Annotated in this window: 23 protein-coding genes and 1 pseudogene; 13 read left to right on the top strand and 11 right to left on the bottom strand. The window is 52.6% G+C overall.

Annotated elements, in window-relative coordinates; all coding sequences use genetic code 11:
* Positions 1-35 precede the first annotated feature (35 nt).
* On the bottom strand, positions 36-2,288 hold the full coding sequence (locus ACMXD4_RS10450) for a molybdopterin cofactor-binding domain-containing protein (protein WP_415880702.1): 2,253 nt from the start codon (positions 2,286-2,288) through the stop codon (positions 36-38).
* Complete coding sequence (locus ACMXD4_RS10445; RefSeq protein ID WP_415880701.1) at positions 2,285-2,758, bottom strand: (2Fe-2S)-binding protein; 474 nt, start codon at positions 2,756-2,758, stop codon at positions 2,285-2,287. The genes ACMXD4_RS10450 and ACMXD4_RS10445 overlap by 4 nt, the downstream gene beginning before the upstream one ends.
* Positions 2,759-3,243: 485 nt before the next feature.
* On the opposite strand from ACMXD4_RS10445, the gene smbP reads away from it, so the two are divergent.
* From smbP to ACMXD4_RS10410, 7 genes are all read left to right on the top strand, one after another.
* Positions 3,244-3,579, top strand: coding sequence for a small metal-binding protein SmbP (gene smbP / locus ACMXD4_RS10440; RefSeq protein WP_415880700.1), 336 nt, complete (start codon positions 3,244-3,246; stop codon positions 3,577-3,579).
* Between the two features lie 135 nt (positions 3,580-3,714).
* Positions 3,715-4,230, top strand: coding sequence for a formaldehyde-activating enzyme (gene fae / locus ACMXD4_RS10435; protein ID WP_171695536.1), 516 nt, complete (start codon positions 3,715-3,717; stop codon positions 4,228-4,230).
* A gap of 122 nt (positions 4,231-4,352) precedes the next feature.
* Entirely contained in the window at positions 4,353-6,464 is a 2,112-nt protein-coding gene (locus tag ACMXD4_RS10430; RefSeq protein WP_415880699.1) for a protein-disulfide reductase DsbD family protein, read from the top strand.
* Between the two features lie 20 nt (positions 6,465-6,484).
* On the top strand, positions 6,485-7,102 hold the full coding sequence (locus tag ACMXD4_RS10425) for a redoxin domain-containing protein (protein WP_415880698.1): 618 nt from the start codon (positions 6,485-6,487) through the stop codon (positions 7,100-7,102).
* A 79-nt stretch (positions 7,103-7,181) separates the two neighbouring features.
* Positions 7,182-8,432 carry a hypothetical protein gene (locus ACMXD4_RS10420; RefSeq protein WP_415880697.1) on the top strand — a complete coding sequence of 417 codons (1,251 nt, stop codon included), beginning with the start codon at positions 7,182-7,184 and terminating at the stop codon, positions 8,430-8,432.
* A gap of 83 nt (positions 8,433-8,515) precedes the next feature.
* Positions 8,516-9,001, top strand: a complete 486-nt coding sequence (locus tag ACMXD4_RS10415) for a GNAT family N-acetyltransferase (RefSeq protein WP_171695539.1) — start codon at positions 8,516-8,518, stop codon at positions 8,999-9,001.
* 169 nt (positions 9,002-9,170) lie between these two features.
* Positions 9,171-9,644 carry a 2TM domain-containing protein gene (locus ACMXD4_RS10410; protein ID WP_171695540.1) on the top strand — a complete coding sequence of 158 codons (474 nt, stop codon included), beginning with the start codon at positions 9,171-9,173 and terminating at the stop codon, positions 9,642-9,644.
* Positions 9,645-9,712: 68 nt separating this feature from the next.
* Here ACMXD4_RS10410 and ACMXD4_RS10405 read toward each other — a convergent pair whose 3' ends face one another.
* The 8 genes from ACMXD4_RS10405 to ACMXD4_RS10370 form a co-directional block, all read right to left on the bottom strand.
* Positions 9,713-10,513, bottom strand: a complete 801-nt coding sequence (locus ACMXD4_RS10405) for a phytanoyl-CoA dioxygenase family protein (RefSeq protein ID WP_171695541.1) — start codon at positions 10,511-10,513, stop codon at positions 9,713-9,715.
* Positions 10,514-10,582: 69 nt separating this feature from the next.
* Positions 10,583-11,158, bottom strand: a complete 576-nt coding sequence (locus tag ACMXD4_RS10400) for a cytochrome c (protein WP_171695542.1) — start codon at positions 11,156-11,158, stop codon at positions 10,583-10,585.
* A 261-nt stretch (positions 11,159-11,419) separates the two neighbouring features.
* Positions 11,420-11,926 (bottom strand): AAA family ATPase, encoded by a 507-nt coding sequence (locus ACMXD4_RS10395; RefSeq protein WP_171695543.1) that lies wholly within the window; start codon positions 11,924-11,926, stop codon positions 11,420-11,422.
* A 99-nt stretch (positions 11,927-12,025) separates the two neighbouring features.
* On the bottom strand, positions 12,026-12,502 hold the full coding sequence (locus tag ACMXD4_RS10390) for a DUF6644 family protein (protein WP_171695544.1): 477 nt from the start codon (positions 12,500-12,502) through the stop codon (positions 12,026-12,028).
* A gap of 4 nt (positions 12,503-12,506) precedes the next feature.
* Positions 12,507-13,004, bottom strand: a complete 498-nt coding sequence (locus ACMXD4_RS10385) for a DUF6644 family protein (protein WP_171695545.1) — start codon at positions 13,002-13,004, stop codon at positions 12,507-12,509.
* Positions 13,005-13,011: 7 nt separating this feature from the next.
* Entirely contained in the window at positions 13,012-14,052 is a 1,041-nt protein-coding gene (locus tag ACMXD4_RS10380) for a hypothetical protein (RefSeq protein ID WP_415880696.1), read from the bottom strand.
* A gap of 23 nt (positions 14,053-14,075) precedes the next feature.
* The gene (locus tag ACMXD4_RS10375; protein ID WP_033156363.1) at positions 14,076-14,873 is read right to left on the bottom strand and encodes a hypothetical protein; all 798 of its coding nucleotides are present in this window, start codon (positions 14,871-14,873) and stop codon (positions 14,076-14,078) included.
* Between the two features lie 47 nt (positions 14,874-14,920).
* On the bottom strand, positions 14,921-15,352 hold the full coding sequence (locus tag ACMXD4_RS10370; RefSeq protein ID WP_051669903.1) for a DUF6152 family protein: 432 nt from the start codon (positions 15,350-15,352) through the stop codon (positions 14,921-14,923).
* Positions 15,353-16,262: 910 nt separating this feature from the next.
* Here ACMXD4_RS10370 and ACMXD4_RS10365 point away from each other — a divergent pair.
* Both ACMXD4_RS10365 and ACMXD4_RS10360 read left to right on the top strand, forming a co-directional pair.
* Positions 16,263-16,816, top strand: a pseudogene (locus ACMXD4_RS10365) (REP-associated tyrosine transposase).
* Between the two features lie 104 nt (positions 16,817-16,920).
* Entirely contained in the window at positions 16,921-18,489 is a 1,569-nt protein-coding gene (locus ACMXD4_RS10360; RefSeq protein ID WP_415880695.1) for a hypothetical protein, read from the top strand.
* Positions 18,490-18,761: 272 nt separating this feature from the next.
* Here the strand turns inward: ACMXD4_RS10360 and ACMXD4_RS10355 are convergent, their stop codons facing one another.
* The gene (locus ACMXD4_RS10355) at positions 18,762-20,378 is read right to left on the bottom strand and encodes a sulfatase-like hydrolase/transferase (RefSeq protein ID WP_415880694.1); all 1,617 of its coding nucleotides are present in this window, start codon (positions 20,376-20,378) and stop codon (positions 18,762-18,764) included.
* A 200-nt stretch (positions 20,379-20,578) separates the two neighbouring features.
* Here ACMXD4_RS10355 and ACMXD4_RS10350 point away from each other — a divergent pair, with 200 nt between their 5' ends.
* From ACMXD4_RS10350 to ACMXD4_RS10335, 4 genes are all read left to right on the top strand, one after another.
* Entirely contained in the window at positions 20,579-21,685 is a 1,107-nt protein-coding gene (locus ACMXD4_RS10350) for a CDP-alcohol phosphatidyltransferase family protein (protein ID WP_415880693.1), read from the top strand.
* Positions 21,685-22,668 (top strand): lysylphosphatidylglycerol synthase transmembrane domain-containing protein, encoded by a 984-nt coding sequence (locus ACMXD4_RS10345; protein ID WP_415880692.1) that lies wholly within the window; start codon positions 21,685-21,687, stop codon positions 22,666-22,668. Before ACMXD4_RS10350 ends, ACMXD4_RS10345 begins: the two co-directional genes overlap by 1 nt.
* Positions 22,669-22,854: 186 nt before the next feature.
* Positions 22,855-23,544, top strand: coding sequence for a hypothetical protein (locus ACMXD4_RS10340; protein WP_033156368.1), 690 nt, complete (start codon positions 22,855-22,857; stop codon positions 23,542-23,544).
* 118 nt (positions 23,545-23,662) lie between these two features.
* Positions 23,663-23,965, top strand: coding sequence for a DUF3303 domain-containing protein (locus tag ACMXD4_RS10335; RefSeq protein ID WP_415880691.1), 303 nt, complete (start codon positions 23,663-23,665; stop codon positions 23,963-23,965).
* The last annotated feature ends 67 nt before the right edge of the window (positions 23,966-24,032 follow it).

Here is a 24,032-nt window from a genome sequence, read left to right as displayed (position 1 = left end):
CTCGCTTGCAGGTGTGCCGGCGATTGTAAGCCATATCAACTCCAGCTCAAATCGGTACGCAATAACGGCAATTGCCGGACCCGCACACCGGTGGCGGCGAATATTGCATTGCACACTGCCGGCGCCAATGGCGGCAGTGCTGGTTCACCCAGACCGGTGACCGGATAATCGGTTTTCAGAAAATGCACATCCACCCGGGTAGGCGCATCGGCGATGCGGATCATCGGATAATCGCCAAAATTGCTTTGTACGATCCGACCTTTTTCGATATTCAATTCCTGGAACATCAATGCGCCCAGTCCATCGATGACCGAGCCTTGCACCTGATTTTCCGCGCCGCTGAGATTGACGATCTGCGCGCCGATGTCGGTAGCCACCACTACTCTATCGACCTTAAGCTTGCCGTCTTTGGATACCGTGACTTCCGCGACCTGAGCGATGTAACCCAGATGGCTGAAATGAAAGGCGATGCCCTGCCCTTGGCCGCGCGGGAAAGTTTTTCTGCCCCAGTCGGCCTTTTCCGCGACGTGCTGCAACACATGCTTCATCCGATTCACATCGTAAGGAATACCTTGCTGGCCAGTGCCGGGAATAAAGCCTTTGTCGCCCAGGATTTCTAATCGAAACTCTAGCGGATCGCGGCCGGCGGCATGCGCCAGTTCGTCGATAAAGCTATGAAACACCCAGGCCAGCACATTGCTGCGCGGCGCCCGCCATGGCCCCATCGGGACATTGCACTCCAGCGGGGTTTGCTCCAGCAAACAGTTTTCCACCCACCGACCGGGAAACTCGTCGCCGGACAGATTGGCGCCACTGCCCAATTCCAGGATTTCCTTGCCGTCCTTGACCACTTTATGCGCAAAGGTAACGAAATGGTTATGCCAGGCGATCAGCTTACCTTTATCGTCCAGGCCACCTTTTAGAAAGTGAAAGCCGCCGGCACGGAATTGGTCGTGTTGCAGATCGTCTTCGCGAGTCCAGGTCAGTTTCACCGGCACGCCGATTTGCTTGGCAATGGCCGCCGATTCGATGATGTAATCTGGAATCAAGCGCCTACCAAAGCCGCCGCCGCTGCGGGTGATATGCAGGATGATTTTCTCCTTGGGAATCCCCAAGGTTTCCGTGACGATCTTCTGCCCGGCTTCCGGGTTTTGCGTCGGCGCCCAAATCTCGATGCCACCATCCTTGAACCAGGCCGTACAATTTTGCGGCTCGATGCTAGCGTGGGAGATAAACGGATAGCTATAGGCCGCTTCCACGGTTTTGTCTGCGTCTTCCAATGCTTGTTTGGCGTTGCCATCGTTACGCAGTACTTCGCTGCCGGCCTGTTCGGACAGTTCCTTGACTTTGGCGCTAAAGCCGGCCCAGCTTTGCGCGGCCGCCGGGCCTTCGTCCCAAACCACCTCTAGCTGCTTACGGGCCGTGAATGCCGCCCAAGTGGAATCGGCGACTATCGCCACGCCAGGCAACAAGCCTTTTAAGCTGGTTCCGCCCTCGACGATAAACGCATGTTTTACACCGGGCAGCGTCTTAATTTTATCCAGATTGGCACTGACCACCTTGCCGCCGAAGGCCGGACATTTTTGATAGGTCGCATACAACATGCCCGGCAGTTGCACATCGATACCAAACAATGGCTTGCCGGTGACGACGCCGGGGTTATCGACGCCGCCGATCCGCGTACCCAGTAATTTATAGTCCTTGGGGTCTTTCAGTTTCACCGATTCCGGCGCGGGCACCGGGATCGATACCGCTTTTTCCACCAGCTGACCATAGCTAAGCTGTTTACCGCTGGCCGGATGATGCACGGCACTATCCTTGGCAAGCAGTTCGGCGGCGGGCACCCGCAAGATTTCCGCAGCCGCCAGAATCAGCATGGTTCTGGCCGTCGCGCCCAGCTTATGAAACTCCTGGTAATTGGTCGGCGTGGAGCGCGAACCGCCGGCGCTTTGGCTACCGTAAACCGGGTCCAGGTCGCCCTGCACAATTTGCACATCCAGCCAATTCACCTCCAGTTCCTCGGCGATCACCATCGGCAGCGAGGTCTTGATGCCCTGGCCTATCTCCGGCTGTTTGCTGATCAAGGTCACCTTGCCGGTCGGTGCAATATGAATAAAGGCGTTGGGTTTAAACACGCTGCTTTCAGAAATAGTGGCCGGCTTGGCCACCCGCTTGGCTGCACTATCCGCGACGTTCAGATAAAAACCCAACACCAAGCCGCCGCCGGCCAGCGTGGACTTGCGCAAAAAATCGCGGCGGCTGGCATTTTCCAATTCGTATTCGTTCATATCGACTCCTTGACACCGAGTTCAGCGGCACGGTGAATGCCGGCACGTATCCGTAAATAAGTCCCGCAACGACAGAGATTACCGGCCAATTCGGCATTGATCTCGGCGTCGGTCGGGCGGGGATTTTTTTTCAGCAGCGCAGCCGCAGTCATAATCTGCCCAGCCTGGCAATAACCGCATTGCGGCACATCCAGTTCCTGCCAGACTTTCTGTAAAGGATGTTCACCGCTGGGATGCAAGCCTTCGATAGTGGTGACCTGACTGGAGCCGACTTTGGCAATCGGCGTCAGACAAGCCCGGGTCGGCTGGCCGTCGATATGCACGGTACAGGCGCCACACTGCCCAACTCCGCAGCCGAATTTGGTACCGACCAGATTGAGATGATCGCGCAGCACCCACAACAAGGGCGTGTCGGGATTAACATCCACGGTCTTTTGCGTACCGTTGACGTTGACTGTGTATTTGCTCATAAGAATCGAATATTGGATGGTTGTAATTATGTGGAGCACGCTCGTAGCTGTCCACTGTAAAGCAAAAATCACACCGGATATGCTCGGCAGATACCTTTCAAATGTGCGCCTTTTAAACGATTGAATATCAAGCCATTTATCCGGCAAATCGACTCCTCAGAAGAAAACACCCCGCTTATTGCAATCTGCCTTCCGCGTCATCAACCGCTAAACAGTTGCTTTATCAACACCCATTCAGCAACTTTTGCTGACGCGCCAACACATCAATCACCGTTAAATCTATAAATTTCTTTGCAAACAACGAGTTGAAAACTGGCATATAAATTGACTAAGTAATTAGGCGATATAGCAGATATTAAGGATTATCTCGTATTGTTAAAACCGCTATATTCCTAAGTTTATTCAGGCCTACAAATCCTAAATTAACTTAGGAATATAGCGGTTTTAAATAGTGACTTTAACTAAACATTTCCCAGGGGGATATTATGAAAACTACTGTAGCGCTGATTGCCAGCGCCTTATTAATTGCCAGCAGCGGCGTATTTGCCGAAGAACATGCTGCCGAATCGTTAAAACATGCCGAGCATGCGGTAACCCACGGCAAAGCCGGCCATGCGGATCAATTGGTGGAGCATGCGGAAAAAGCCCTGGCTCACGTCGATAAAGCGGAAAGCGCCGCCACCGGAGAAGCCAAAGCACACATCAGCGCAGGTAAAAAATCACTGGAAGAAACCATTGCGCATGGCAAACAAAACCATGCCGAAGTAGCCACCAAACATGCTGAAGAAGCCGTAGGCCACTTCAAGGCAGGTAATGTTTAAACTACCGTAACGCAATATAAAACGGACAAAACGCAGCTAATCGGTTATTCCGGATAAATCCCGGAATGGCCGATTATTGATATTCAATATTTCAAAAGTATTACTTACATATATTTGTAAAAAGGGACTATTAAAATGGCAAAAATTACCAATTTGCGGGTTGGCGAATCCTTGGTCGGCGAAGGCAATGAAATCGCCCATATCGATTTAATTATCGGCCCACGCGGCTCAGCGGCGGAAACCGCTTTCGCGAATGCATTAACCAATAACAAAGACGGCTTTTCCACTTTATTGGCGGTGGTTGCACCCAATTTACTGGTCAAACCCGCCACCATTTTGTTCAACAAAGTCACTATCAAAGGCTCGAAACAAGCCGTACAAATTTTTGGACCTGCACAACGCGCGGTTGCGATTGCGGTAGCGGAATCGGTGGAAGAAGGCATCATTCCCGCCGACGAAGCCGACGATTTGTTTATTTCCGTGGGTGTATTCATTCATTGGCTGGCGGAAGACGACGCCAAAATCGAAGAATACAACTACAAAGCCACCAAGGAAGCGATTGCCCGTGCAGTAGCCGGTTTCCCAACGGCGCAAGACGTAATCGCCGCGAAGAAAGACGCCAAACATCCTTTCGCAGCCAATAAGGTATAAGGCGGGTAATGACAGCAATCAGCGGCTTTCTGGGGTTAGCAATACCCAGGCTTCGGTTATGCATAGTCAAGTCGCCAGCGAACGTTAACATGCCTGTAATTCAACCAAGCTAGGGTGCAAGCGTGCTGAATGTCTATCGCGTTATCCTCGGCATCACCCTGGTTTTAGGGATGCCATGCACCCAAGCCAGCCCCGGTCCGGAAGCTGCTACGGATCAGGTACGAGCCAGCCTGATTGCCTCTCATGCTGCCGTGCATCCTGGCGATGAGATCTTGATTGGCGTGCACCAGCAGATTATTCCGCATTGGCACACTTACTGGAAAAATCCTGGCGACTCCGGCCTGCCAACCAAAATTCAATACCAACTACCAACCGGCTGGTCGGTGGGTGAGATCCAATGGCCTACGCCCAGCAAAATTGTACTGGGACCGGTCGTCAATTACGGCTATCACGATGCGGTCACACTACTCTCGCCGCTGCGGGTAGCCGAGGACGCGGAACCGGGTACAGCATGGCCCATATCAGCGAAGGTGAAATGGTTGGTTTGCGAGGAGGCCTGCATTCCCCAGGAGGTGGAATTAGCAATCCAGTTGCCGGTGGTCGCCAAGGATATAGCGGTCGGGCCAACCCATCCTTTGATCACAGCCGCCCAAAATACCTGGCCTGTGGTATTACCCTGGCAAGCCAGCTTGCTTGAAGGTCCGGCCGACACGCTCCGGTTACACCTGACTGGCGAGCAACTACATGCACTAGACCAGCACGCGCTGGCCTTCTACCCCGACCAATGGGGACCGATTTCCCATGCAGGTGAGCAAATAGCAAGCGTAGCCGACTATGGTCTGGATATCAGCTTGCAACCCGGTGACCAGCCATTACCCCCCGGACAAACACTAACCGGCGTACTGACGGTAGGCAGCGGCGACGCTTTGCGCGCTTATCAGATCAGTGCAGTGTGGCCTGGCACGGCAAATCCCGTCCAGGCCGCGCCGGCCAGCGCGTTGGCCGAGCAAACCTTGCCAACCGCCCTGTTACTGGCCTTGGCCGGTGGTTTGATATTGAATCTAATGCCTTGTGTATTTCCGGTATTGTCGTTAAAAGCCTTGGCATTAATAGAACAAGCCGCTCACGATCCCGGTAAAACGCGCAGACAGGGTTGGGCTTATCTGGCCGGGATATTGATTAGTTTCACCGCATTGGCCACTGTGTTGGTCGCGCTCAAAGCCGGAGGAGCTGGCATCGGCTGGGGTTTCCAGTTTCAGTCGCCGTGGTTCGTCACGATACTGGCCTACTTGATATTTGCGGTGGGCTTAAGCTTATCGGGAGTCTTCAATATCGGCACCGGCATCACCGGCTTGGGCCATAAACTGGCAACGCGGGACGGTTATGCCGGCAGCTTTTTCACCGGCGTGTTGGCCGCGGTCGTGGCCACCCCCTGCACCGCACCCTTCATGGGCGCAGCCATTGGCTTTGCCATCACCCAAGCGCCGGCGGCGATGATCGCCGTGTTCCTGAGTTTAGGCACCGGATTGGCCCTACCCTACTGGCTGCTTTGTCAGTGGCCGATACTCCAGCGCTGGCTACCCAAACCCGGGGCGTGGATGGAAACTCTGAAACAAGGGCTAGCCTTTCCGATGTACGCCACCGCTGCTTGGCTGATTTGGGTCCTCGCCCGACAGGCCGGCCCAGAAGCCGTAGCGGGTGCCTTGGGCGGCTGTGTGTTGGTTGCCCTTGCGGTCTGGTTATTGCAAATTAGCCGAAACACCACCCAAATAAAGCGCCGCGTCATCCACACCAGCGCCGGCGTAACTTTACTGCTGGCCTTGCTGGCGGGCGAACTGGGCATCCAGACCTCATCCCAAGCTAGCTATCCCACGGACAGCAACAATCAACACTGGCAAGCCTACAGTGCTGAAAAACTGGCCCAATTACGCAGCGAAGGCAAACCGGTATTCGTCAATTTCACCGCCGACTGGTGTATCACCTGTTTGGTTAATGAACGTGTTGCCTTGAGTAGCGAAGCGGTTCGCGGCGCGTTTCTCAACGCCGAGGTGACTTACCTGAAAGGCGACTGGACCAACCGCGATGCGGGTATCGCCAAGGTATTGAGCCAATTTGGTCGCAGCGGCGTGCCCCTGTATTTGTATTTCGGACCGGGAGCGCAGGAGGCGACGGTATTACCGCAAATCCTCACCCCCGATCTCGTTATCGGCGCCATTCAAGGCGCCCGTCTTTAACCATCAGCAATGGAGTATTTATGATTTCTCAGCGTTTGTTCGGATTGATGACCCTTAGCTTAATGCTGTTAATGCCGGCCGCCGCCAAAGCAGAGCCAGTGGTAGGCCAGCCGGCACCGGCGTTTTCCGCGGCCGCAGCCGAAGGCGGCACCTTGAGTTTGGCAGCGCTGCGCGGCAAAACCGTGATTCTGGAATGGACCAATGCCGACTGTCCGTTTGTGCAAAAACATTACCAATCCGGCAATATTCCCAATTTACAAAAACAGGCCCAAAGTCAAAACATCGTCTGGTTGCAAATCATTTCTTCCGCGCCCGGCAAACAGGGCTTTGTCGACGCGGCAACCGCAAAAAAACTTAATCAAGAGCGTAACGCCACACCCGCCAACACCTTGTTCGATCCGGATGGTGCCGTGGGTAAATTATACGGTGCCACTAACACCCCGCAATTGTTCATCATCGATCCCAATGGCGTTCTGCTCTACAAGGGCGGCATAGACAGCATTGCCTCGGCAGACCAGGCCGACATCGCAACGGCTGAAAATTATATTTCTTCAGCACTAAAAGAATTGGCGGCAGGTAAACCCATCAGCAAAGCGGTAACCAAACCTTACGGCTGCACCGTCAAATATGCCGGCTGATGCCTGCAGTAGCTGAAATTAGCTTTGATGAGTGGGACAGTGACGCAAAACCTTGTGTCTCTGTCCTAGTCATCGCCTTATGAGCAGATTACTGTTCGCCATGTTGATGCTGTTATCAGCTTGCGCTCCCCAAGAATATTTCCGTACCAATATCAGTGTAAAACCTTGTCTAGCCAATGCCGCTAAGGATTGCAGCGCCGCTAATTTAGTCGTCAACCCGCAAGATGACTATACATTAGGTTTCGTGGAGTTCGACGACGACGGCCGTTTCTACGATCAACGCCAGGCCGACGCATTGCTGCATAGTTTGCAAGACAGCCAGCAGCCGCAATATGTGGTGCTCTATACCCACGGCTGGCACCATAACGCCAAGGACAGCGATAACAACGTCCGCCGTTTTAAGGAAAGTTTGCGCGACATCAAACTGCGCAATCCACACTACCGGGTGATTGGCGTCTACCTGGGCTGGCGCGGCGAAACCGTGGAAACGCCCTGGTTGCGAGCCTTGACCTTTTGGAGTCGGCGGTCGGTCAGCGAACGCCTGGGCCAAAAGCAATTTCTGGATTTTTTATTGAATGTCGAGGCCATCGTCAAACACGATGCCAATCCGGATAACCGCTTGCTGACCATAGGCCATAGTCTAGGCGCGTCCGTGATGTTAAACGCGCTACAACCGGTCTGGTTGCAACGCCTGCAACTGGGACGCGGCGACCAAGCCCGCTTCGGCGATCTGGTATTGCTGGTCAATCCGGCAGTTGAAGCCCGCCGCTTTGCCGACCTGCGCGCCGCGGTTCGGCGAATTGCGGCAACGAATGGCCTTAAGCATGCCAACCCGCTGGTAGTGGTTGCCAGTTCGGAAGCCGATACCATCACCAAAAACATGTTTACCTATAGCCGGGCCGTGCCGGCCTGGTTCGAGTCGGTATTGGACCCGATTGAACAGGTGGATATACCGGGCGCTTCGCAATGGGATTTGGCCGCCACCGCCGTTGGGCATTTTCGCGGCTTTATTACCCATCGTTTGGAAGCGATAGATCCTGCATTGACAACTCAGGCCTGTCATCTCGATTCTGCCATAGCATCGATACCGACTGGATCAGACCGCAATATGGCTAGCGCGGAGGTGTTGCGAGTAGCGGACGGCCTGCAATTGCGTCCGGTGGCGGAAGTGCCGATGGCCGATCCGTTATGGGTGGTGCAGACCGATAAATACGTGCTGCCGAATCACGGTTTCATGTCGCAAAAACCGTTTTGGTGTTTTGTCGAAGGTGCTTTGAGTCTTGCTGTTAGCCGTAGTCCGACGTTGGCACGAAATCAAGCACCTTTCTAGAGCCCGCCGAGAATATTTTGTTGTAGGGTATATGCACCCCACTTACGGTATGTTTTAGCTAATAGATAGGTTGAGTTAAATAGATGATTCTCACGAACAGGTTAGAAATCAGAAGTTTTGAAGAGGCTGACAGAGAAAAACTAATGTCAATGCTTCAAGATCCTGTTTTTATGGCGTATTCCGATTCCGGAGCCTTTAGTGCTGATGCCGCCGCAATCAGGTTTGGCAATATTCTCGACAACTCGAAATTAGGATTGGGCAAAAAGGCTTTAGTTTTAAAGGACAAAAACGAAATTATTGGTTATTGCGGAATCGAGCCATTCGAACTTGATGGAAAGCGTGAATTAGAACTTGGTTATCGCCTGCTTGAATCATATCGCAATACCGGGTTTGCAACTGAAGCGGCGCAGGCTGTAATTTCTGCGTTTACAGGGACTAAATTGTTCGCCTATGTTGAACCAGGCAATATTCACTCGATTAGAGTTTTACTTAAACTGGGATTTGAAAAATTGGGCTTGAGACAAATCAAAGACAAATCATGCCTGCTTTTTCTATATTCCCGAGACTGATCGCAGGCGTCGTAGACTCGTTCATTCAGACATTTTGGCTATGCACACAAAGACAAGGCCCTGCTTCAGCTTTGGCGGGCAACTGTCGTGCCGTTGACGGGGGAATGTCGTCACGGAACAGGCTAAGCAAGCGCTAGACTGAAGGCCAGTGATAAAAAAGGAGTTCCAAATGCTTATACAAAAACTGAGATTGCAACACGGCTGGTCGCAACAACAACTGGCCGATTTAAGCGGCATCAGCGTCCGCACCATTCAACGCATCGAGCGCGGACAAACGGCAAGCGTGGAATCCCTGAAGTCACTGGCGGCGGTCTTTGAGATCGATTTTTCACAGTTAAATTCGGAGTCGGACATGAACGGCACTTTAAGTCAGGGCATTAGTAAAGAAGAAATTCTCGCGCTGGAACACGTGCGCAAATTGCGGCGGTTTTATACGCATTTGCTGCAATATCTGGTCGTCATCGGCGCTTTGGCGATCTTGAATCTGGTGCAAACCCCGCGCCATCTCTGGGTGATCTGGCCGGCGTTGGGCTGGGGTGTAGGCCTGTTGATTCATGCCTCGTCGGTATTCGACATCCTGCCGTTCTTTGGTGCGGAGTGGGAGAAAAAACAAGTGGAGAAGCGTTTGGGGCGGTCGCTGTAATTTGCCAAGACTCGGAGGCGTCGATCCGGCGCCTCTTTAACGCCTGTAGAAGTATCTCCAAATCTATTTCAACCAAGACCTTCCGCGGTTTGCCAGGCCCGTCGATACCAGTCGTGATTTGCCAAGTGGCCCATCTCTGCCTGATCAGGCAATACGGCTTTGTTTAGAAACGCTGCCGTAAACGGGTGGTAGTTGCCGACACATATATCAAAGGCCAGCCGCGCCGAATTGCTTTGGTAATGGCCGCGATGCAACATTTGCGCATCGAACAATAACGCATCGCCCGGCTGCAAATCGATGAACACGCTGCCTGGCAAATCTTCGTGTTTTTGATGGCCATTCAATTCAAAGCGCACTTCGCGTTCCAGATGGTTGTCCCAGCGGCGATGGCTGCCGGGTACTACGGCCATGCCGCACTCGGACAACAGCGGCACCCGCAGATGCAGTGCCAACAAACTGCCTTGCTCGCTTTGCTGCGCCTCGTCTGTGACCGTGCTGTATTGCAGGTCCCGGTGCCAATAAGGCAATTGCTCGCGGTCCAGCGGATTGAAAAACAATTGGCTATTATGAAAATGCAGTTCGTCGCCGAATAAACCCGTCAGCCAACCGGTAATCGCTGGCTGGGTGATCCAAGCAAATAAAGCCAGACGTTCCGCGGCCTGTGCCTTGAAATATCGGCTATCGGTCAGGCTGTGCATGTTCAACAGGCGATTGGCGCGGATTAAGTCGCCATTTTCCGCCGCCCATTGCCGATGTATCCGTTCGACCATGGCCTGTAATTCCGCCATGGCTTCCGGGCAAAATAACTGCCTGGCGATTAGATAGCCTTGAGTTTGGTAGGTATCGAGATCGGGTAAATTGTGGGTCATGCGCGGCGATAGCCCAGGTCAAAAGGCCTACAGTATGCAGCTTAGGCCGGCTATGTGCCAACGCCCCTACTATTTTGGTCTGGCATCTCCGGGATACCAAAACTGGCTGTGGCATTGCTCGCAGGCTTGTTCGACTTCGCCGCCGGCTTTTTCCAGTTCCTCGACGTTTTTGGCTCCTATCGCCACCAGTAAACCTTGCGCCGCGCTTTGCAGGCTTTGCGCGCGTTTTACAAATTCCTGACGATGTTCGGTAATCAAGGTTTTGATCGCAGCAGGTGTCAGTTCCGCGCCACCGCTCGAGGTGACGGCATTGGCAGCGGCGATGGGCCGATCTTCGATCAACAACAGATTCGCGGCTTCAGTCACGGCCAGGGCGTGTTGCCTTAGCAATCGCCAGTCTTCATCGGTTCGCGGTTGGCGTTCTTCAGTGCCGCTGGCCGTGCTGACGGAGGATACCGAGTTCCAGACAAAATCGATATTCGGATCGATAATCGAGGTCATGATCTCTTGCAGCGTTGCCACCGGTTTGAAAGGAATAGGCGGCGCAGCAGGTTCGGTAGTGGTCGGGTTACAGGCCATCAATAGGCTTAAAGACGCCATGCTGCCGACAAGCAGTTTTAAACGTGAATTAAATTGTTTGAACATCGGCAATCCTGTTGCGAATAAAGAAGACGTCGGCTCTGCCGGTGTCGGATCTTATGATTTATCAAAAGTTGATTTCTTTAATTTTCAATGAGATGCAGAAATTATGAGATTCTGATTTTCGTAAAAAATCTCATAATTAAAGGTAAAAACTTAACGAAATCTCACAATTTGTGAAATCCTGAAAGGCAAGTCCAGGCCAGATTTTGAACGATCGCAGTCGGCCAGTTTGCGTCATTCTTAAGCGCCTTGTTATATGCAATTTCACACGCCCAATTTTTCTACTAATTTTGTAAACGAAGCCTCGATATGTTGACCTGCTGTATCGATTTTAACTACTTCGGTTTTCCATGGTTCATAGTGACGATTTTGTACCTGCTGCCAATCTGGGAGCTTTAAATTGGCCACTTCGCTTTCACGTGAATTGACTCTGAATTCATGTTCCACACTATCTGAGCAGCTAACTTCGATGTTAACAAACTTTGCTCCAACACTTTCCGCTACTGCCTGCCATTCATTTCGGGTCAGTTCAATAGGGTTACACGAATCCGAAATACAGCTAACACCAAGCTCTAGATTGTCTCGAATAATTCTGTAGCTAAATCTATAACCCTCGCCCTCGACTTTGAAGTTACATAGGTCTCTAAGTCCTTGTTCTACAGTATCGACCCGTACATACATTGAGCTTGTTTTAGCTGCTAGTAGCTTTGCAAGCGTAGATTTCCCCGACGCAGGGAGACCAGAAAAAATGTATAAAGTAGGAGTATTCAAAGCAACATCCTTTCCAAAGTTCATTAATTATGAGATTTCATATCAACAATTCTGAGACTCGATAGCCGGGCGTCCTTACACTGAAGTTGGATGAAGACGTTAAGCGAAAAAGCCGATAAAACGCCCGGCGAACGCCACGCCCAACCACAGGCTCAATGCCAGGCCGCCGGTGGCTTTTGCCAGCCATGTATGGCGAGAATTAGCGGCGACAACCCACCGATAGAGCGTGAAATACACCAGCAAGGCAAGGCCCAGCAGAATGAATTTGGCCCAAAAGAAATCGTTGGGATAGTAGCTGGTGGCGGCCGGGATGAATATCAGTAAGCCGGATACCACCAATAGCGTCAAACCGGTCCAGAACAATTTGCCGGTGCTGCGCTGGATTTGCGCCAACGGTACGCTGCTTAGGCCCAAGCCCAGCAAATTCAGACTGGTTAAAATCACCGAAGCGAGCAACAAGATCATGCCGGCGATATGCCCAAGTTCCAATAGCGCGCAGAACAAATGGTCCAGGCTGCCGACGAAGCGGCCAAATCCGCTGGATTGCAAAGCTTTGAAGAGTTCGAGGACAGGCATAAGGTTATTGGTAACTCAAATAAGGGATCAAACGCCCGGCGATGACCACCAGGCTCCATAAAGTCAGCGACGTGAAGCCGGCAAACCGCACCGCAACCGGTAAGGTGGACTTGTCGCCCCAATGCCCGACGTCGCGGCCCCATTTCAATTCAAACCACAAGGCATTGATGCCGGCCAAGGCGATGAAACCCAGTTTGTAAAAAAATACCGGCAGCGTGATGATTTTGGCCGCCGTCGCCACGAACAGTAAAATCCCGGTCGCGAAGATAATTAAAAATCCGCCCAGCAACCAGGGCCGAAGCGGATGCAAAACTTGCGCAACCGGCAACTGCGGCAGAAACAGCCCGAGCAGGCGCAGGTCGACAAAAAACAGCAAGCCCAAGGCCAAAGCCAGGCCGATCAAATGCAGGCCTTCGATCAAGGGAAACATATACACCGACTCGCGGAGCGCGGTACCGAACTCGGAGTCGTTAAGCAGTTGGGCAAATTCGACTAATGACATGACAGCCCTATTTTTTCGGTTCTTCAGCGGCGACCAGTCCGAAGCCGCCATTGTTCTCGGCACAGATGCGTTCGTATTGATCCAGGATAGGCTCTTTAAGCGCCACCTTGCCGGTGTAATTGGCCGGCTCCACCTCGAAGTGCCAGCCGTTGGGCTGATCCTTGGCGGTCCATTTGCGAGCCGGCACCGTCACGGTAAACGGTCGGGTATAAACGGTCGGGTCGGATAATACGGCTTCGTAGGTGTAGCGGTCGCCGTCGTTACTGAATATGTAACGCTCCTGGATATGGCCGTTTTCGCTGATAAATTCGCCGGAGCGGCCGAACAAGGCTTTGCCGTTTTGATTGGTGATGTCCACCACCAGCGTGTTGCCTTCCCAATGGCCGCGCGAATCGCCGTTCCACAGTTTGATGTTGTCCGGCAAATGTGGTTTGCCGTCCAGGTGAATGATGCGGGTGCCCGAGTTGAATTGAAACAACACATAACCCGGATATTGGCTGATTTCGTAACCGTGCCAAAACAAGGATTTCGGAATGCCGCCCGGTGCGCATCTGGCCAAGGGTTCGATGTATTCCGGTTTGACCGGGTCGTGGAAATGCGCCTGAAAATCCTTGACCTTCTCCAGCGCCCAAGGCTGAAACGGCACCTGGCCGTCTACTGGGTCGCTAACCCGGCTGGGTGCGCGTTCCTCACGCGGACCTTTTGCCAATCGGTTGGGATTGGGATCGTTGAGGATGCCGCCTTGCGGATCGGTAAAGTTATTGTGATTGGCGATGGTGTTGGACCAATGGCCTTGCACGTCCGGTTGGCCGTCGGCGGTTTTCGGGCCGGTCCATTTGCCTGAGACGATCTTGGGGAAACTTCTTTCCTGTTCGATACCGGGGCCGCCTAGTTTTAGCGGTTTGGTGGCCGGCTGAGCCGGTTTAGCTGCCGGTGCTTCCGATTTTTTTGTTTCGTCAGCGGCGTATAGGCTGGGTGCGGCAGTGAGCATTACGCTGATTGCCAGCCCGGAAACTAGCGCCGAGCGACCTGGGTTAATTTGTGTCATAACGTCCTCGTCTGGTATCCGGCTTAGGGTTTATTCGGTTTAGGCGGATAAGCGTCGTCGTAGTCCAGCGTAAAGCGATAGTCTTCGATCAACTGAAAATCCTTCTCCCGGTGCCGGTGCAAGATCACCGATAGATTCCAGGGCTTGCTAAATACCTTGGGGTCTTCGACGGTGGCTTTATATTCGACGGTGTTGGGGTCGATAAACGCCCATTTTTCCACCACATGTAGCGCGTCGCTATGGTAATTGCCGGCCCTGTCGAACCAGGTCTTGTCGTTAAAATGCTTGACGTCGACCACCAGCGTATCGCCCTCCCAATGCGCGCGGGAGTCGCCCAGCCACCAATCGTAAGGGTCTTTCGGATGATCGGTTTCGTCGGTATGTATGGTCCGTACCGAATGACCGAACTGGTGTACCAAGGTCAGGTCTTGTTTGCGTTGGAAGATTTGAAACGGCTCCGGGTAATAAATGCCGCGCGGTACACCCAAGGTGTAGCCTTTAAGCGCCGGGTCCAGGGTGTCGCGAGCGGCGAAGTTTTTCTTCTTTTGCTCCAGTGCGGCGGGTAAATAAGGCAGGTAATGGCCTTCGACGATGCCGGCGCCGGGCGGGGCGTCCTTGCGGTTGCTGTGCGGTTCCAGGTCGTAATCGGCGGCGCTGGTAGTTTGCCAGATGCCGGAAAAATCGGGTTTGCCGTTGGCAAGCCGGGGGATTTTAGGGCCGGCCGCACCGGCGTCGCCGGTAGCCAGGAACAGCAAAATCAAGCCGCTGGCCAGCATCAGCGCAATCTGTAGCGATGACGGACCGTTATTGGGTGAACGCATTGAGGGTATATTCCGTAATATTTATATTCAAACAAATCCGATTCGGTTTATTGCGCCTGGCCGTTGGCTTGCGCCCCCGGAGCATCCTGAGCGCCGCCAGTTTTAACGCTACGGCCATCAGACAACACGGTGGTCACCGCGTAGCCAAAATCCTTGCCATTCTTCGCGCGATAACCCTGGATGGTGACTTCGCTGCCGACCGGCAGGCTGGCTTTGGTTATGCCCTTTTGTTTAAGGCTGAACGGCGCGCCGAATTCGAATCCCCAATTCTTGGCGCTGCCGTCGGTTTGCTTCACGTCCAGATACAGCCAGCTATGCGGGTTGACCAATTCCAGTTTGGTGACCACGCCTTTTAACTCGATGGGTTGTTCGGCGTCGAACTCGGCGGAAAAGGCGTGGTGGGCATGGGCTGGCGGCGCGGTCAGGGAAAGTAAGCCGCCAACAACTATCCCGCTTACCAGTTTGCCTTTCGTGTTCATTCGATATGTCCTCCGCTATTTCGCTAAAAAATCAAGCGTGGAAAATGGTTTGCTTAACTTTCCACGTCATTGCCCGCATTCAGCAAAAACCAGGCCCATAATCCATAACAACGCGATAGCTAAGATTGCTTATTTAGCTAAGCCACTGTTTTAGCGTTAATTACTTTGTGAATGACGACCAAGTGACGATCAAAGGCAGGAGGACAATTTATCGGTGAGGACAACTTCTGTGCTGTTAACGCAGCAGCGGTACAACATCCTTCGAGCAATTCCGGCGGTATGCCCAAGCCGCGCATGCGCACCGAAAATATATCCAGCGGCACCGCCGAAAGCTTGGGCTGCACCTTGCCGGGCTAAAGGGACATCCACAAAATGCTCGGCGTTACGCCGCAAGCGCCGGTGCGCACCGCTGCACGCCTCGTCGGCACCTCCGCGGGATTGGGATGTGCCGACGCACCACTCGGCGGTAACCACGAGAGGGTTTTGCGTGCCGCCCGGACACTTGGTAACCGGCCCGCATGAATTCGACGGGAAACTATAGGATTGGCGTACGAAAGGATTGGCTCGGCAATCCGGATGGTTTGACTGGCAAGGATATTTCCGAGTTGGCGCGCTGGGTTCCTAGGATCTGAATGAGCGGCATATCCACAACTGAGCTGGCGACATCGGCTAGCCAGTTCAGATGCAAATCGGGCATCGATTCCGATATGATTCAACAGGTAAAAAATGTCGGTATTTGAGAGTGGCTAACTGTCACGATCGACCCGTTGTGGACAGCCCCCGATTTCTGGTGAGCGACTAATTTAGCCCTTACAGTAGCCCATTGATCCCGGCAGTTTGTTCACAATTTCAAGGTGGCTGTAGGGCGGATAAGCGTAGCGTCATCCGCCAAATCGGTTAAACTCTTTTCATGCCAAACTATCGACGCAATCGCATTCCCGGCGGCACCTATTTTTTCACCGTTAACCTGCTCGAGCGCAAATCGATGCTGTTGATCGACCATATTGTAGCGTTACGGGAAGCGGTACGAGTGGTACGGGAAAAGCAGCCATTTTACTTGTGCCCTATGGGTATATCGATGCTTGGGTGGTTTTGCCTGATCATATGCATGCGATTTGGACATTACCGGCCGGTGACGATCTATATTCCAACCGATGGCGGGCGATAAAAAAAGCCTTCTCCAAAGCAATCCCTAAAACCGAATATCGTTCAGCAACCAGAATAAAGCGCCACGAGCGAGGCATATGGCAACATCGTTTTTGGGAGCATACCATTATCGATGACTCCGACTATTCGGCACATATGGATTATATTCATCATAATCCGGTCAAGCATGGTTGGGCGACAGCGGTTAAAGATTGGCCGTATTCAAGTTTTCACCGCTTGGTCAAGATGGATATTTATCCATTAAATTGGGCGGGGTTAGATTTGGCATCATTCGAAGTGGGCGAACAGGATAATTGACGCATTATAGGCGGATGACGCTTCGCTTATCCGCCCTACGACCTTGCATTGCTCGATAAACGATTGAGAGAATCAACGCTAAATACAACAGGTCTATTTGGAAAATGGCTTACGACAACTCAACTACTATCGGGGAAATACTTCGCTTGAGAGCTAAGATTCTGAACGAAAACGATGTTTTAACGATTGGAAAGAGAAAGCTTGCAAAGGTCTTTCTGAGCGAACTCTTGGATCTCCACCCCACTGCTAATGATGAAGAACTTGAGTCAACTTACAAAGCATGCTCCTGGCGTAAAAATATACCTGCTGATTCTGAAAGCTTTTGGAATTTTGTAGAGAAAGAATACCTTGACCTTGAAGTTGAACCGAAGACAAAGTTCACTGAACTCGCTATCCGAGTGAACGAGGACTTAATCGCTCTGGCGGAGAACCTCTCGTATATCAAGAAAGAACTTGATTCGCTTGAACAGAAAAAGATGAAGGATGGTCGTCTGGCTGCGGACGAGCGTTATTACAGAAATCAACTGGAATATTTCGAGAAGAAGAATCTTGTTGCCAAAGATGAAATCGTTGATTTCATGACACACAAGATTAAGCAACATGCCATAGACAAAGCCTCTGTTCAACGTTTGCCTTTTGTTTCCATGGGGTTATCGTTGTTCGGAGATAGCCCTTATGCATTCGGTCGTCGAGCTCGTTGGGTGCTTGCCGATCCATATGATGTTTGCTCGTTGAACGTGTATTCCAACAAGTTTATGGATCTGCCCGTCTCAGACTACCGAGCGTTAGTGAAAGAATGCAAAAGCTCTCCTGAAAAGTTCAAGCGATATGCGACTGACTATATCAACGGTGCTTCTGGTGAATTTCCAAGTATTCGGGAAAAGCTTGCAGATCTGGTTCAGAAGTCCCATATCCTGTTCGACCGAAAACAGGTGATTGAAACAATGCTGCGTCACTTCGATGAGAAGGACTACATTTCATTTGTAAGCATGGCCCCCCTACAAATTGAGGGAATTTTTGCTGATATATGCAGAGAAATCGGCGTCTCCGAGAAGCAGCTAGACATCTCATCGCTGAACGACAAGCTTCAGCATATTGATGAAAGGATACGAAGATTTTTCTTCTTTGAATACTATGCTTTCTTGTTCCCGGTGTTGAGGAATCAGGTCGCACATGGTGGTTTGGTGGACGGTGAATTTGAAGACACCGCCCTTCACCTTATGCTGGACCTACTTCCGGTCTGTGAACTTACCGTTTCAGAAGAACTACCCGTCATGCACGCGCTAAAAATCCTTAAGGAAGCCAGCAACGGAAATAACAAGAAGCTTGTGGAATGGCTCGACTTGCGTCAATCGGTGGTTATTCCCGATTTTTATGCGGCGCAGGAAACGATCACTAAGGCAGAATCGCATTACACGTTGCAGGACTTTTGGGACTATCTTGAAAGTGAACTCAAGAATCTGAAGGATGAGGATCAGGTAAAAAATAGTGAGCCCATCAAGGTTGCTGGTAAGTTGAAGAGCAGCGGTATAGCCGTTAATCAAGCAGAGAAATTTCTTAAGTCTTCTAGGCGTGTTGCCGATGACGCCATCAAGCAAAGAAACGAGACACAGGAGAAGTGGAACAACCTCTTAAAACCGAAAGATGCCAACTTGGAAGGAGATGCGGAGTAGCACGTATAATGTGGCAAACAGCGTGTACCGCTACTGTCGCGATTGTTGCGGTTCGTAAACTCACCAAACCCTACGTCTGCTTTGACTGGGCATTTGTCATAGGCATATTTGTTCCATTCGGCGGGAATTGGCCGAACTTGCTCTATCGGAATGATGGGCTCGAAATTTTTCAATATCAGTGGCACAAAATCCGGAATTTTCCACGTTTCTTGCACCCGACAGAGGTTTGGATGGCGGAACAGGCACGAAGCTTAGAATGGTCGATGACGGATTTATCGGGAAAACGCCGCGATAAATCGCTCCCGTAATTTATCCATGCCTAGCATGGGCGCATCGCTGGCCGGCAGCATGCCGTCCGTCCATTGCCACTCCTTTATTGCATCCATCACCTTGCTATCGCGACTAATCAGATGCACCAGCACATCGTGGCTATCCAATTCGCCGGTCACAAACGGTGCCGGTTGGTGGTCGCCCAGCACCAGAATCACCAGGTTATCGTCGCCATAAGTCATCGCGTAGGAGACGATATTAGCCAGCGCATATTCGATGGATTTTCGATATTGTTCGCGGATGCGCTCGGTATTTTGCCAGACCACTTCCGGGGTATCGCCGACTCGGGCTTGATTGAAAATGCTGCCATCGCCGACCTGGTCCCAGTTCACCAATTCCGGCAACGGCGTCCACGGCGCATGCGACGAAATCAATGCCAGCTCGGCCATTAACGGTTGGCGCGCTCCGGGTTTGCGCTCCAAGGCTTGCAGGGCCGACAGCGTGTATTGGTCCGGCATGGTGATCCAGTTGAAGGTTTGGCCTTTGTAGCCCAAATCCTGTGCGGCATAGATGCGATCGTAACCGAAATATTCGCCTTGCGGCCAGGCCATGGTATGCGCGGGTTGTACGGCCACTGTGCGCCAGCCGGCCCGATGGAACAACCGATTCAACGATGGGCGTTGACTCATCACCAAGCGGTCGTAGCGGGTCTGGCTATTGATCCATAAACCGGACATCAAGGTGCCATGTGCCAGCCAGCTGATGCCACCATACGTCGGCGAGGTCAGGTAAGCGCTGCGCGCCGATAAACCGTTTGCGGCCAAGTCGACGCTGCTTTGCTGCAATAGGGGGCGGATATGTGCGGCGTAATCGGCTTTGTCGAGCACGGTCCGGCCATACGATTCGATGAACACCACCAGCACATCCTTGCCTTTCAATTTCTCGAACAATGCGTTGTCCGGCACGGCGGCATAAGGATCGCTATCGACGACGTTGTTGAAACTTTCCTGATCGGCCACGCCGCTACGGATACTGACAACGTGCTGGGCCATTAGGTCGTAAAACGGTTTGCCGGCGTATGACCAATCCGCGAAGGCGGATGCGCCCCACGCCAAAAGGCCGGCTATTAAACCTATGCCGCTAATTTGTGCCGAACTTTGCAACAGCGTTTGTACCCGGCGCAGTAAGGTGTTGGTCAGCCAAAAAATACTCAGCAACAAGGCGATGAGCAAACCGGCGACGACGATGGCGCCAATCCCGCCTATGGTGCCTTGCAGTAGATTCATGCCATCCGCCGGAAAGCGGGAATCGAGTACCGGGTTGAATGGCCGATCAAAAACCTGGTATGCCGCCATGTCGGCCATTTTAAAGATGATCCCCGTCGCCAGCAGGCCGGCGGCGCCTAGGCGAATCAGTGAGCCTACCCGGCCCAGCGCCAGCAGCGCCAGCCCGAGCAATAGCGCTTCCAACGGCAGGTAAGCAAAAGCCGCCAACGAGATCGCGCTCAGGCGATTGGGGATAAGTAACGCTGCCAATACATAAATCACCGCGAAACCATTCAAACCAGTTGCGAGTTGATCAGTAGGGTCAGCATGGAAAATCCTACTGTCGCCTAGCATCTATATCCCCGCAAGAGGGTTAAATTTGGCCGGCAAAACCGTTGCCGATAAAGTGAGTTTAAGTTTCCTGAGGCGGGCATGCTAGACCGGATGTGATGTTGAGTGTTTAAGGTTGACAGTGCTTGGTAGCAAAAATAACGCCAAACTGGCACGGCTTCTGCTTGCGCTTATCGGTCAATCCGAATCAGTAAGAGAAACACATGCAACGAACCCAGAATGCCAACTTAAATTTTCTGCAGCAGGAGTTGCGCGTAATCGCCCAATTAGGCTTGGGAGTATTACTAATCGGTTTTGGTGTATTAAGCGTTGTCCAAGATTGGCAGCTTGCCGGCCTCTGGCTGTTTCGCGCCAGTCTAATCTGGGCTTATGTCTGCCTATGCGTATGGCGGCGTTTACCGTTGAACCGCGCCAGTTTGGAAGCGCCACTTTACGGTAGTCTCGGCTGGGGCAACCGTTTAACTATCTTGCGCGGCGGATTCATCGCGCTGACCGGCGGCTTTTTGTTTATGCAGCAAACGCTTGCCGCTTATCTTTGGCTACCGGCTTTGTTTTACACGCTGGCGGCTATCCTAGATAGGTTGGACGGCTTTGCGGCTCGCCGCAGCCGACAGATCAGCTTGTTGGGCAATGAATTGGACATTACTTTCGATGCGCTGGGATTAGTGATCGCACCGCTATTGGCAATCGGTTTGGGCAAACTGCACCTCTCTTATCTACTGTTGAGCGTGGCTTACTATGTTTATCGGTGGGGCTTGCAGCGCCGTAGTCTACTAGGCTTGCCCTTATACGACTTGCCGGGCAATCCTTTGCGTCGGACTTTGGCAGGCTTTCAAATGGCTTTCGTCGCCTTAGTGCTCTGGCCGCTGCTGGATCCCGAGTTGACCGCTATCGCCGGCATTGCCTTCATGCTGCCGGTGCTGTTCGGATTCGCGGCGGACTGGTGGGTGGTGTGCGGTCGGTTAACGCCCCAGGCCTATCAGCGCTTGGCAAATTGCAGCGCGCAGTATTTTCAGCCGGGGCTGAGATTATTAGTACCATTGCTGCTGGTTTTACTGATACCGGATACCATCGACACAGCGGGCAAACTGCTGGTGCTAGGCGCTGTGCTGGTTTTGCTTGGCTTGGCCGGGCGCTTGGGAGCCTTGATCGTGATCGTCTCCTTGGGCTGGCATTATCCGCACGACAGTAACCCTATTGTGTCTTATGGTTTGATCTTCGCTGCCAGCTGGATTTTATTGCTGGGCACCGGCCGTTATAGCCTGTGGCGATGGGGCGACGACTGGATTCAACGTTATGACGGGGCCTGATGAACTGGCTTAAAGCACTTCCAATTTTATTGTGGTTGCCGGCATTGCTGCTGGTCGGAGCGGTATTCAGTCAATTGCCTCTCACCGCTATCACCTTGACCATTGGCACACTTTCTTTCAACCAATGGCTAGGCTGGATAATGCTGAATCTGGTCATTATCTTAATGGCGGCACAGCGCTGGTGGGTGCTGAGTGATTTGCTGAAATTACCGGTCGGCGTTGGTCAGTTATTGATGATTCGCCAAGCCGGCCAAGCCGTCAGTTTCATCACGCTGGGCCCGCAGTTCGGCGGCGAGCCTTTGCAGATTTTCTGGTTGTACAAGCGCTGCCATTTGCCGCTGCACGGGGCGTTACTGAGTTTGGGCCTGGATAGGTTTTACGAGCTGTGGATCAACTTCAGTATCCTGGTCTTCGCGGTGCTATTGCTGCTAGCTTCACCGGCCGGCGCTGTCGCCAATTGGCGAGAAATCTTGCTGAGTCTGATCGCTATCTTGCTGATCTTGTCCCTATTTGGCTGGATTATTTTAAAGCAGCCGGAACGGATATTGACTTGGCTAAAGCGCCTGGCTCGGCGTTGGCAGCAGCATCCGCGCCTGCAAAACATCGAAACCCATTGGCAGCGCTTGGGTAGTGACTTAAAGGCTGCCGTAACGGCAGGTAAGCCGGCTTTATGCAAAGCCTTTATATTTTCTCTATGCGGCTGGGCCGGTTTGCTATTGGAGTTATGGCTGCTGCTTGGCGTATTTGATTTTGCCCTGGATATGTCTGCATTTCTGGTGGTTTTGGTGGCGATGCGCCTGTCATTTTTGTTACCGCTGCCGGGCGGCGTTGGATCGTTGGAAGCGGCGCTATTCTGGGCGTTTCAATATTTGAGTTGGCCCGCCGAGGCAGCCATTGGCTTGATTGCGTTAATGCGTCTGCGCGATGCGATTATGCTCATCGGCGGCTTGGGCTGCTTGCGCGTGTTACAGGCAAGACGGTAGCGAAAGTGCTTGTCTAAAGGCAGGGTATCAGCAAACCCTGTCTGAATCGCAACAGTTGGCGGGCATTCACTCTGTTCAACAACGGAATTCCCTGGCGATTAAATACGGCACGATTAGTGCTGTTTTGGGAGCGGGAACCTTGCTCAAGGCATCCGTTTTGATAACCCATAACCAGAGAGAAAATGCATGAAAAAAACTAGCTTTGTTGCCGGCCTGCTCGTTCTGAGCGCCAACACTGCCTTCGCTCAACAAGCCCCCAGCGACGCCCCCAAACCACCGCTAGGCTTTTTCGTTACCAGTGTTGGCTCCGGCAAAGGCGCGGATTTGGGCGGCCTGGCGGGCGCGGATGCGCATTGCCAGAAACTGGCGACCGACGTCGGTGCCGGCAACCGCACCTGGCGCGCCTATTTGAGCACCCAGGCCACAGCCGACCAACCCGCCGTCAACGCCCGCGACCGGATCGGCAACGGCCCCTGGGCCAACGCTAACGGCGCGATTGTCGCGAACGACGTTGCACACCTGCACGGCGACACCGTGGAGTTAGGCCAGTTGGGCAACAACGTGCATCGCACCACCAACCTCACCGAAAAAGGCGCGCAGATCAATGGTGTTGGCGCTACACCTAACCAGCACGACCTAATCACCGGCTCCAAACCGGACGGCCGCGCCTACACCGATGCTGCCGACCACACCTGTAAAAACTACACCAGCAGCGGCGAAGGCAGCGTTCGCGTCGGCCACTCCGACCGCACCAATCGCGGTGCCACCGGTGGCAACGTCTCCTGGAACTCCACCCACGACAGCAAGGGCTGCAGCCAGGAAAACCTGGTCAGCACCGGCGGCGCGGGCTATTTTTATTGCTTTGCGGCGGATTAGGTTGGTTTGAGAGGGTGGGCTTCCGAAACGAGGCCCACCGTTGGCGAATGATGCGCTTCACTCCGTTCAGCACATCCTATGGCACTTGTTAGACCTCTAAGAGGCGAGGGGCGATCTGATGAAGCGCTACATGGTAATTGAGCAATTTTCACCAGGATGGAAAGGAAAGGTGTATGCACATTTCGAGGAGCACGGGAGGCTGCTACCTGATGGCCTGGAATACTTGGAGAGCTGGCGGGTTCTGAATGAGAACCTATGTTTTCAACTAATGCAAACCGAGGACTTTTCCTTGTTTAGGATATGGCAGGCTAATTGGGACAAGATTGGACCATGGGGGGCCTTCGAGATATTTGAAATTGAGGAAAAGCCGAACGGAAAACATGGAGGCAAGCCTTGTAATCACTCATCTGGTCTAACATGATGCGCAAGGGGAGCGCTGTTATGCGGTTTTGTTTACTCAATTTTTCGTGCCGAGCCCGGTTAGCTCT

It is taken from the genome of Methylomonas sp. TEB (assembly GCF_047777895.1).
Classification (GTDB): Bacteria; Pseudomonadota; Gammaproteobacteria; order Methylococcales; family Methylomonadaceae; genus Methylomonas.
Note: the sequence above shows the minus strand (reverse complement) of the source record. Positions and strands in the feature narration are given on the sequence as shown.

Bases quoted from the DNA above. Each gene is read 5' to 3' on its own strand.
- ACMXD4_RS10450 (WP_415880702.1), bottom strand. From the start codon at position 2,288: ATGAACGAATACGAATTGGAAAATGCCAGCCGCCGCGATTTTTTGCGC.
- ACMXD4_RS10445 (WP_415880701.1), bottom strand. From the start codon at position 2,758: ATGAGCAAATACACAGTCAACGTCAACGGTACGCAAAAGACCGTGGAT.
- smbP (WP_415880700.1), top strand. From the start codon at position 3,244: ATGAAAACTACTGTAGCGCTGATTGCCAGCGCCTTATTAATTGCCAGC.
- fae (WP_171695536.1), top strand. From the start codon at position 3,715: ATGGCAAAAATTACCAATTTGCGGGTTGGCGAATCCTTGGTCGGCGAA.
- ACMXD4_RS10425 (WP_415880698.1), top strand. From the start codon at position 6,485: ATGATTTCTCAGCGTTTGTTCGGATTGATGACCCTTAGCTTAATGCTG.
- ACMXD4_RS10420 (WP_415880697.1), top strand. From the start codon at position 7,182: ATGAGCAGATTACTGTTCGCCATGTTGATGCTGTTATCAGCTTGCGCT.
- ACMXD4_RS10415 (WP_171695539.1), top strand. From the start codon at position 8,516: ATGATTCTCACGAACAGGTTAGAAATCAGAAGTTTTGAAGAGGCTGAC.
- ACMXD4_RS10410 (WP_171695540.1), top strand. From the start codon at position 9,171: ATGCTTATACAAAAACTGAGATTGCAACACGGCTGGTCGCAACAACAA.
- ACMXD4_RS10405 (WP_171695541.1), bottom strand. From the start codon at position 10,513: ATGACCCACAATTTACCCGATCTCGATACCTACCAAACTCAAGGCTAT.
- ACMXD4_RS10400 (WP_171695542.1), bottom strand. From the start codon at position 11,158: ATGTTCAAACAATTTAATTCACGTTTAAAACTGCTTGTCGGCAGCATG.
- ACMXD4_RS10390 (WP_171695544.1), bottom strand. From the start codon at position 12,502: ATGCCTGTCCTCGAACTCTTCAAAGCTTTGCAATCCAGCGGATTTGGC.
- ACMXD4_RS10385 (WP_171695545.1), bottom strand. From the start codon at position 13,004: ATGTCATTAGTCGAATTTGCCCAACTGCTTAACGACTCCGAGTTCGGT.
- ACMXD4_RS10380 (WP_415880696.1), bottom strand. From the start codon at position 14,052: ATGACACAAATTAACCCAGGTCGCTCGGCGCTAGTTTCCGGGCTGGCA.
- ACMXD4_RS10375 (WP_033156363.1), bottom strand. From the start codon at position 14,873: ATGCGTTCACCCAATAACGGTCCGTCATCGCTACAGATTGCGCTGATG.
- ACMXD4_RS10370 (WP_051669903.1), bottom strand. From the start codon at position 15,352: ATGAACACGAAAGGCAAACTGGTAAGCGGGATAGTTGTTGGCGGCTTA.
- ACMXD4_RS10360 (WP_415880695.1), top strand. From the start codon at position 16,921: ATGGCTTACGACAACTCAACTACTATCGGGGAAATACTTCGCTTGAGA.
- ACMXD4_RS10355 (WP_415880694.1), bottom strand. From the start codon at position 20,378: ATGCTAGGCGACAGTAGGATTTTCCATGCTGACCCTACTGATCAACTC.
- ACMXD4_RS10350 (WP_415880693.1), top strand. From the start codon at position 20,579: ATGCAACGAACCCAGAATGCCAACTTAAATTTTCTGCAGCAGGAGTTG.
- ACMXD4_RS10345 (WP_415880692.1), top strand. From the start codon at position 21,685: ATGAACTGGCTTAAAGCACTTCCAATTTTATTGTGGTTGCCGGCATTG.
- ACMXD4_RS10340 (WP_033156368.1), top strand. From the start codon at position 22,855: ATGAAAAAAACTAGCTTTGTTGCCGGCCTGCTCGTTCTGAGCGCCAAC.
- ACMXD4_RS10335 (WP_415880691.1), top strand. From the start codon at position 23,663: ATGAAGCGCTACATGGTAATTGAGCAATTTTCACCAGGATGGAAAGGA.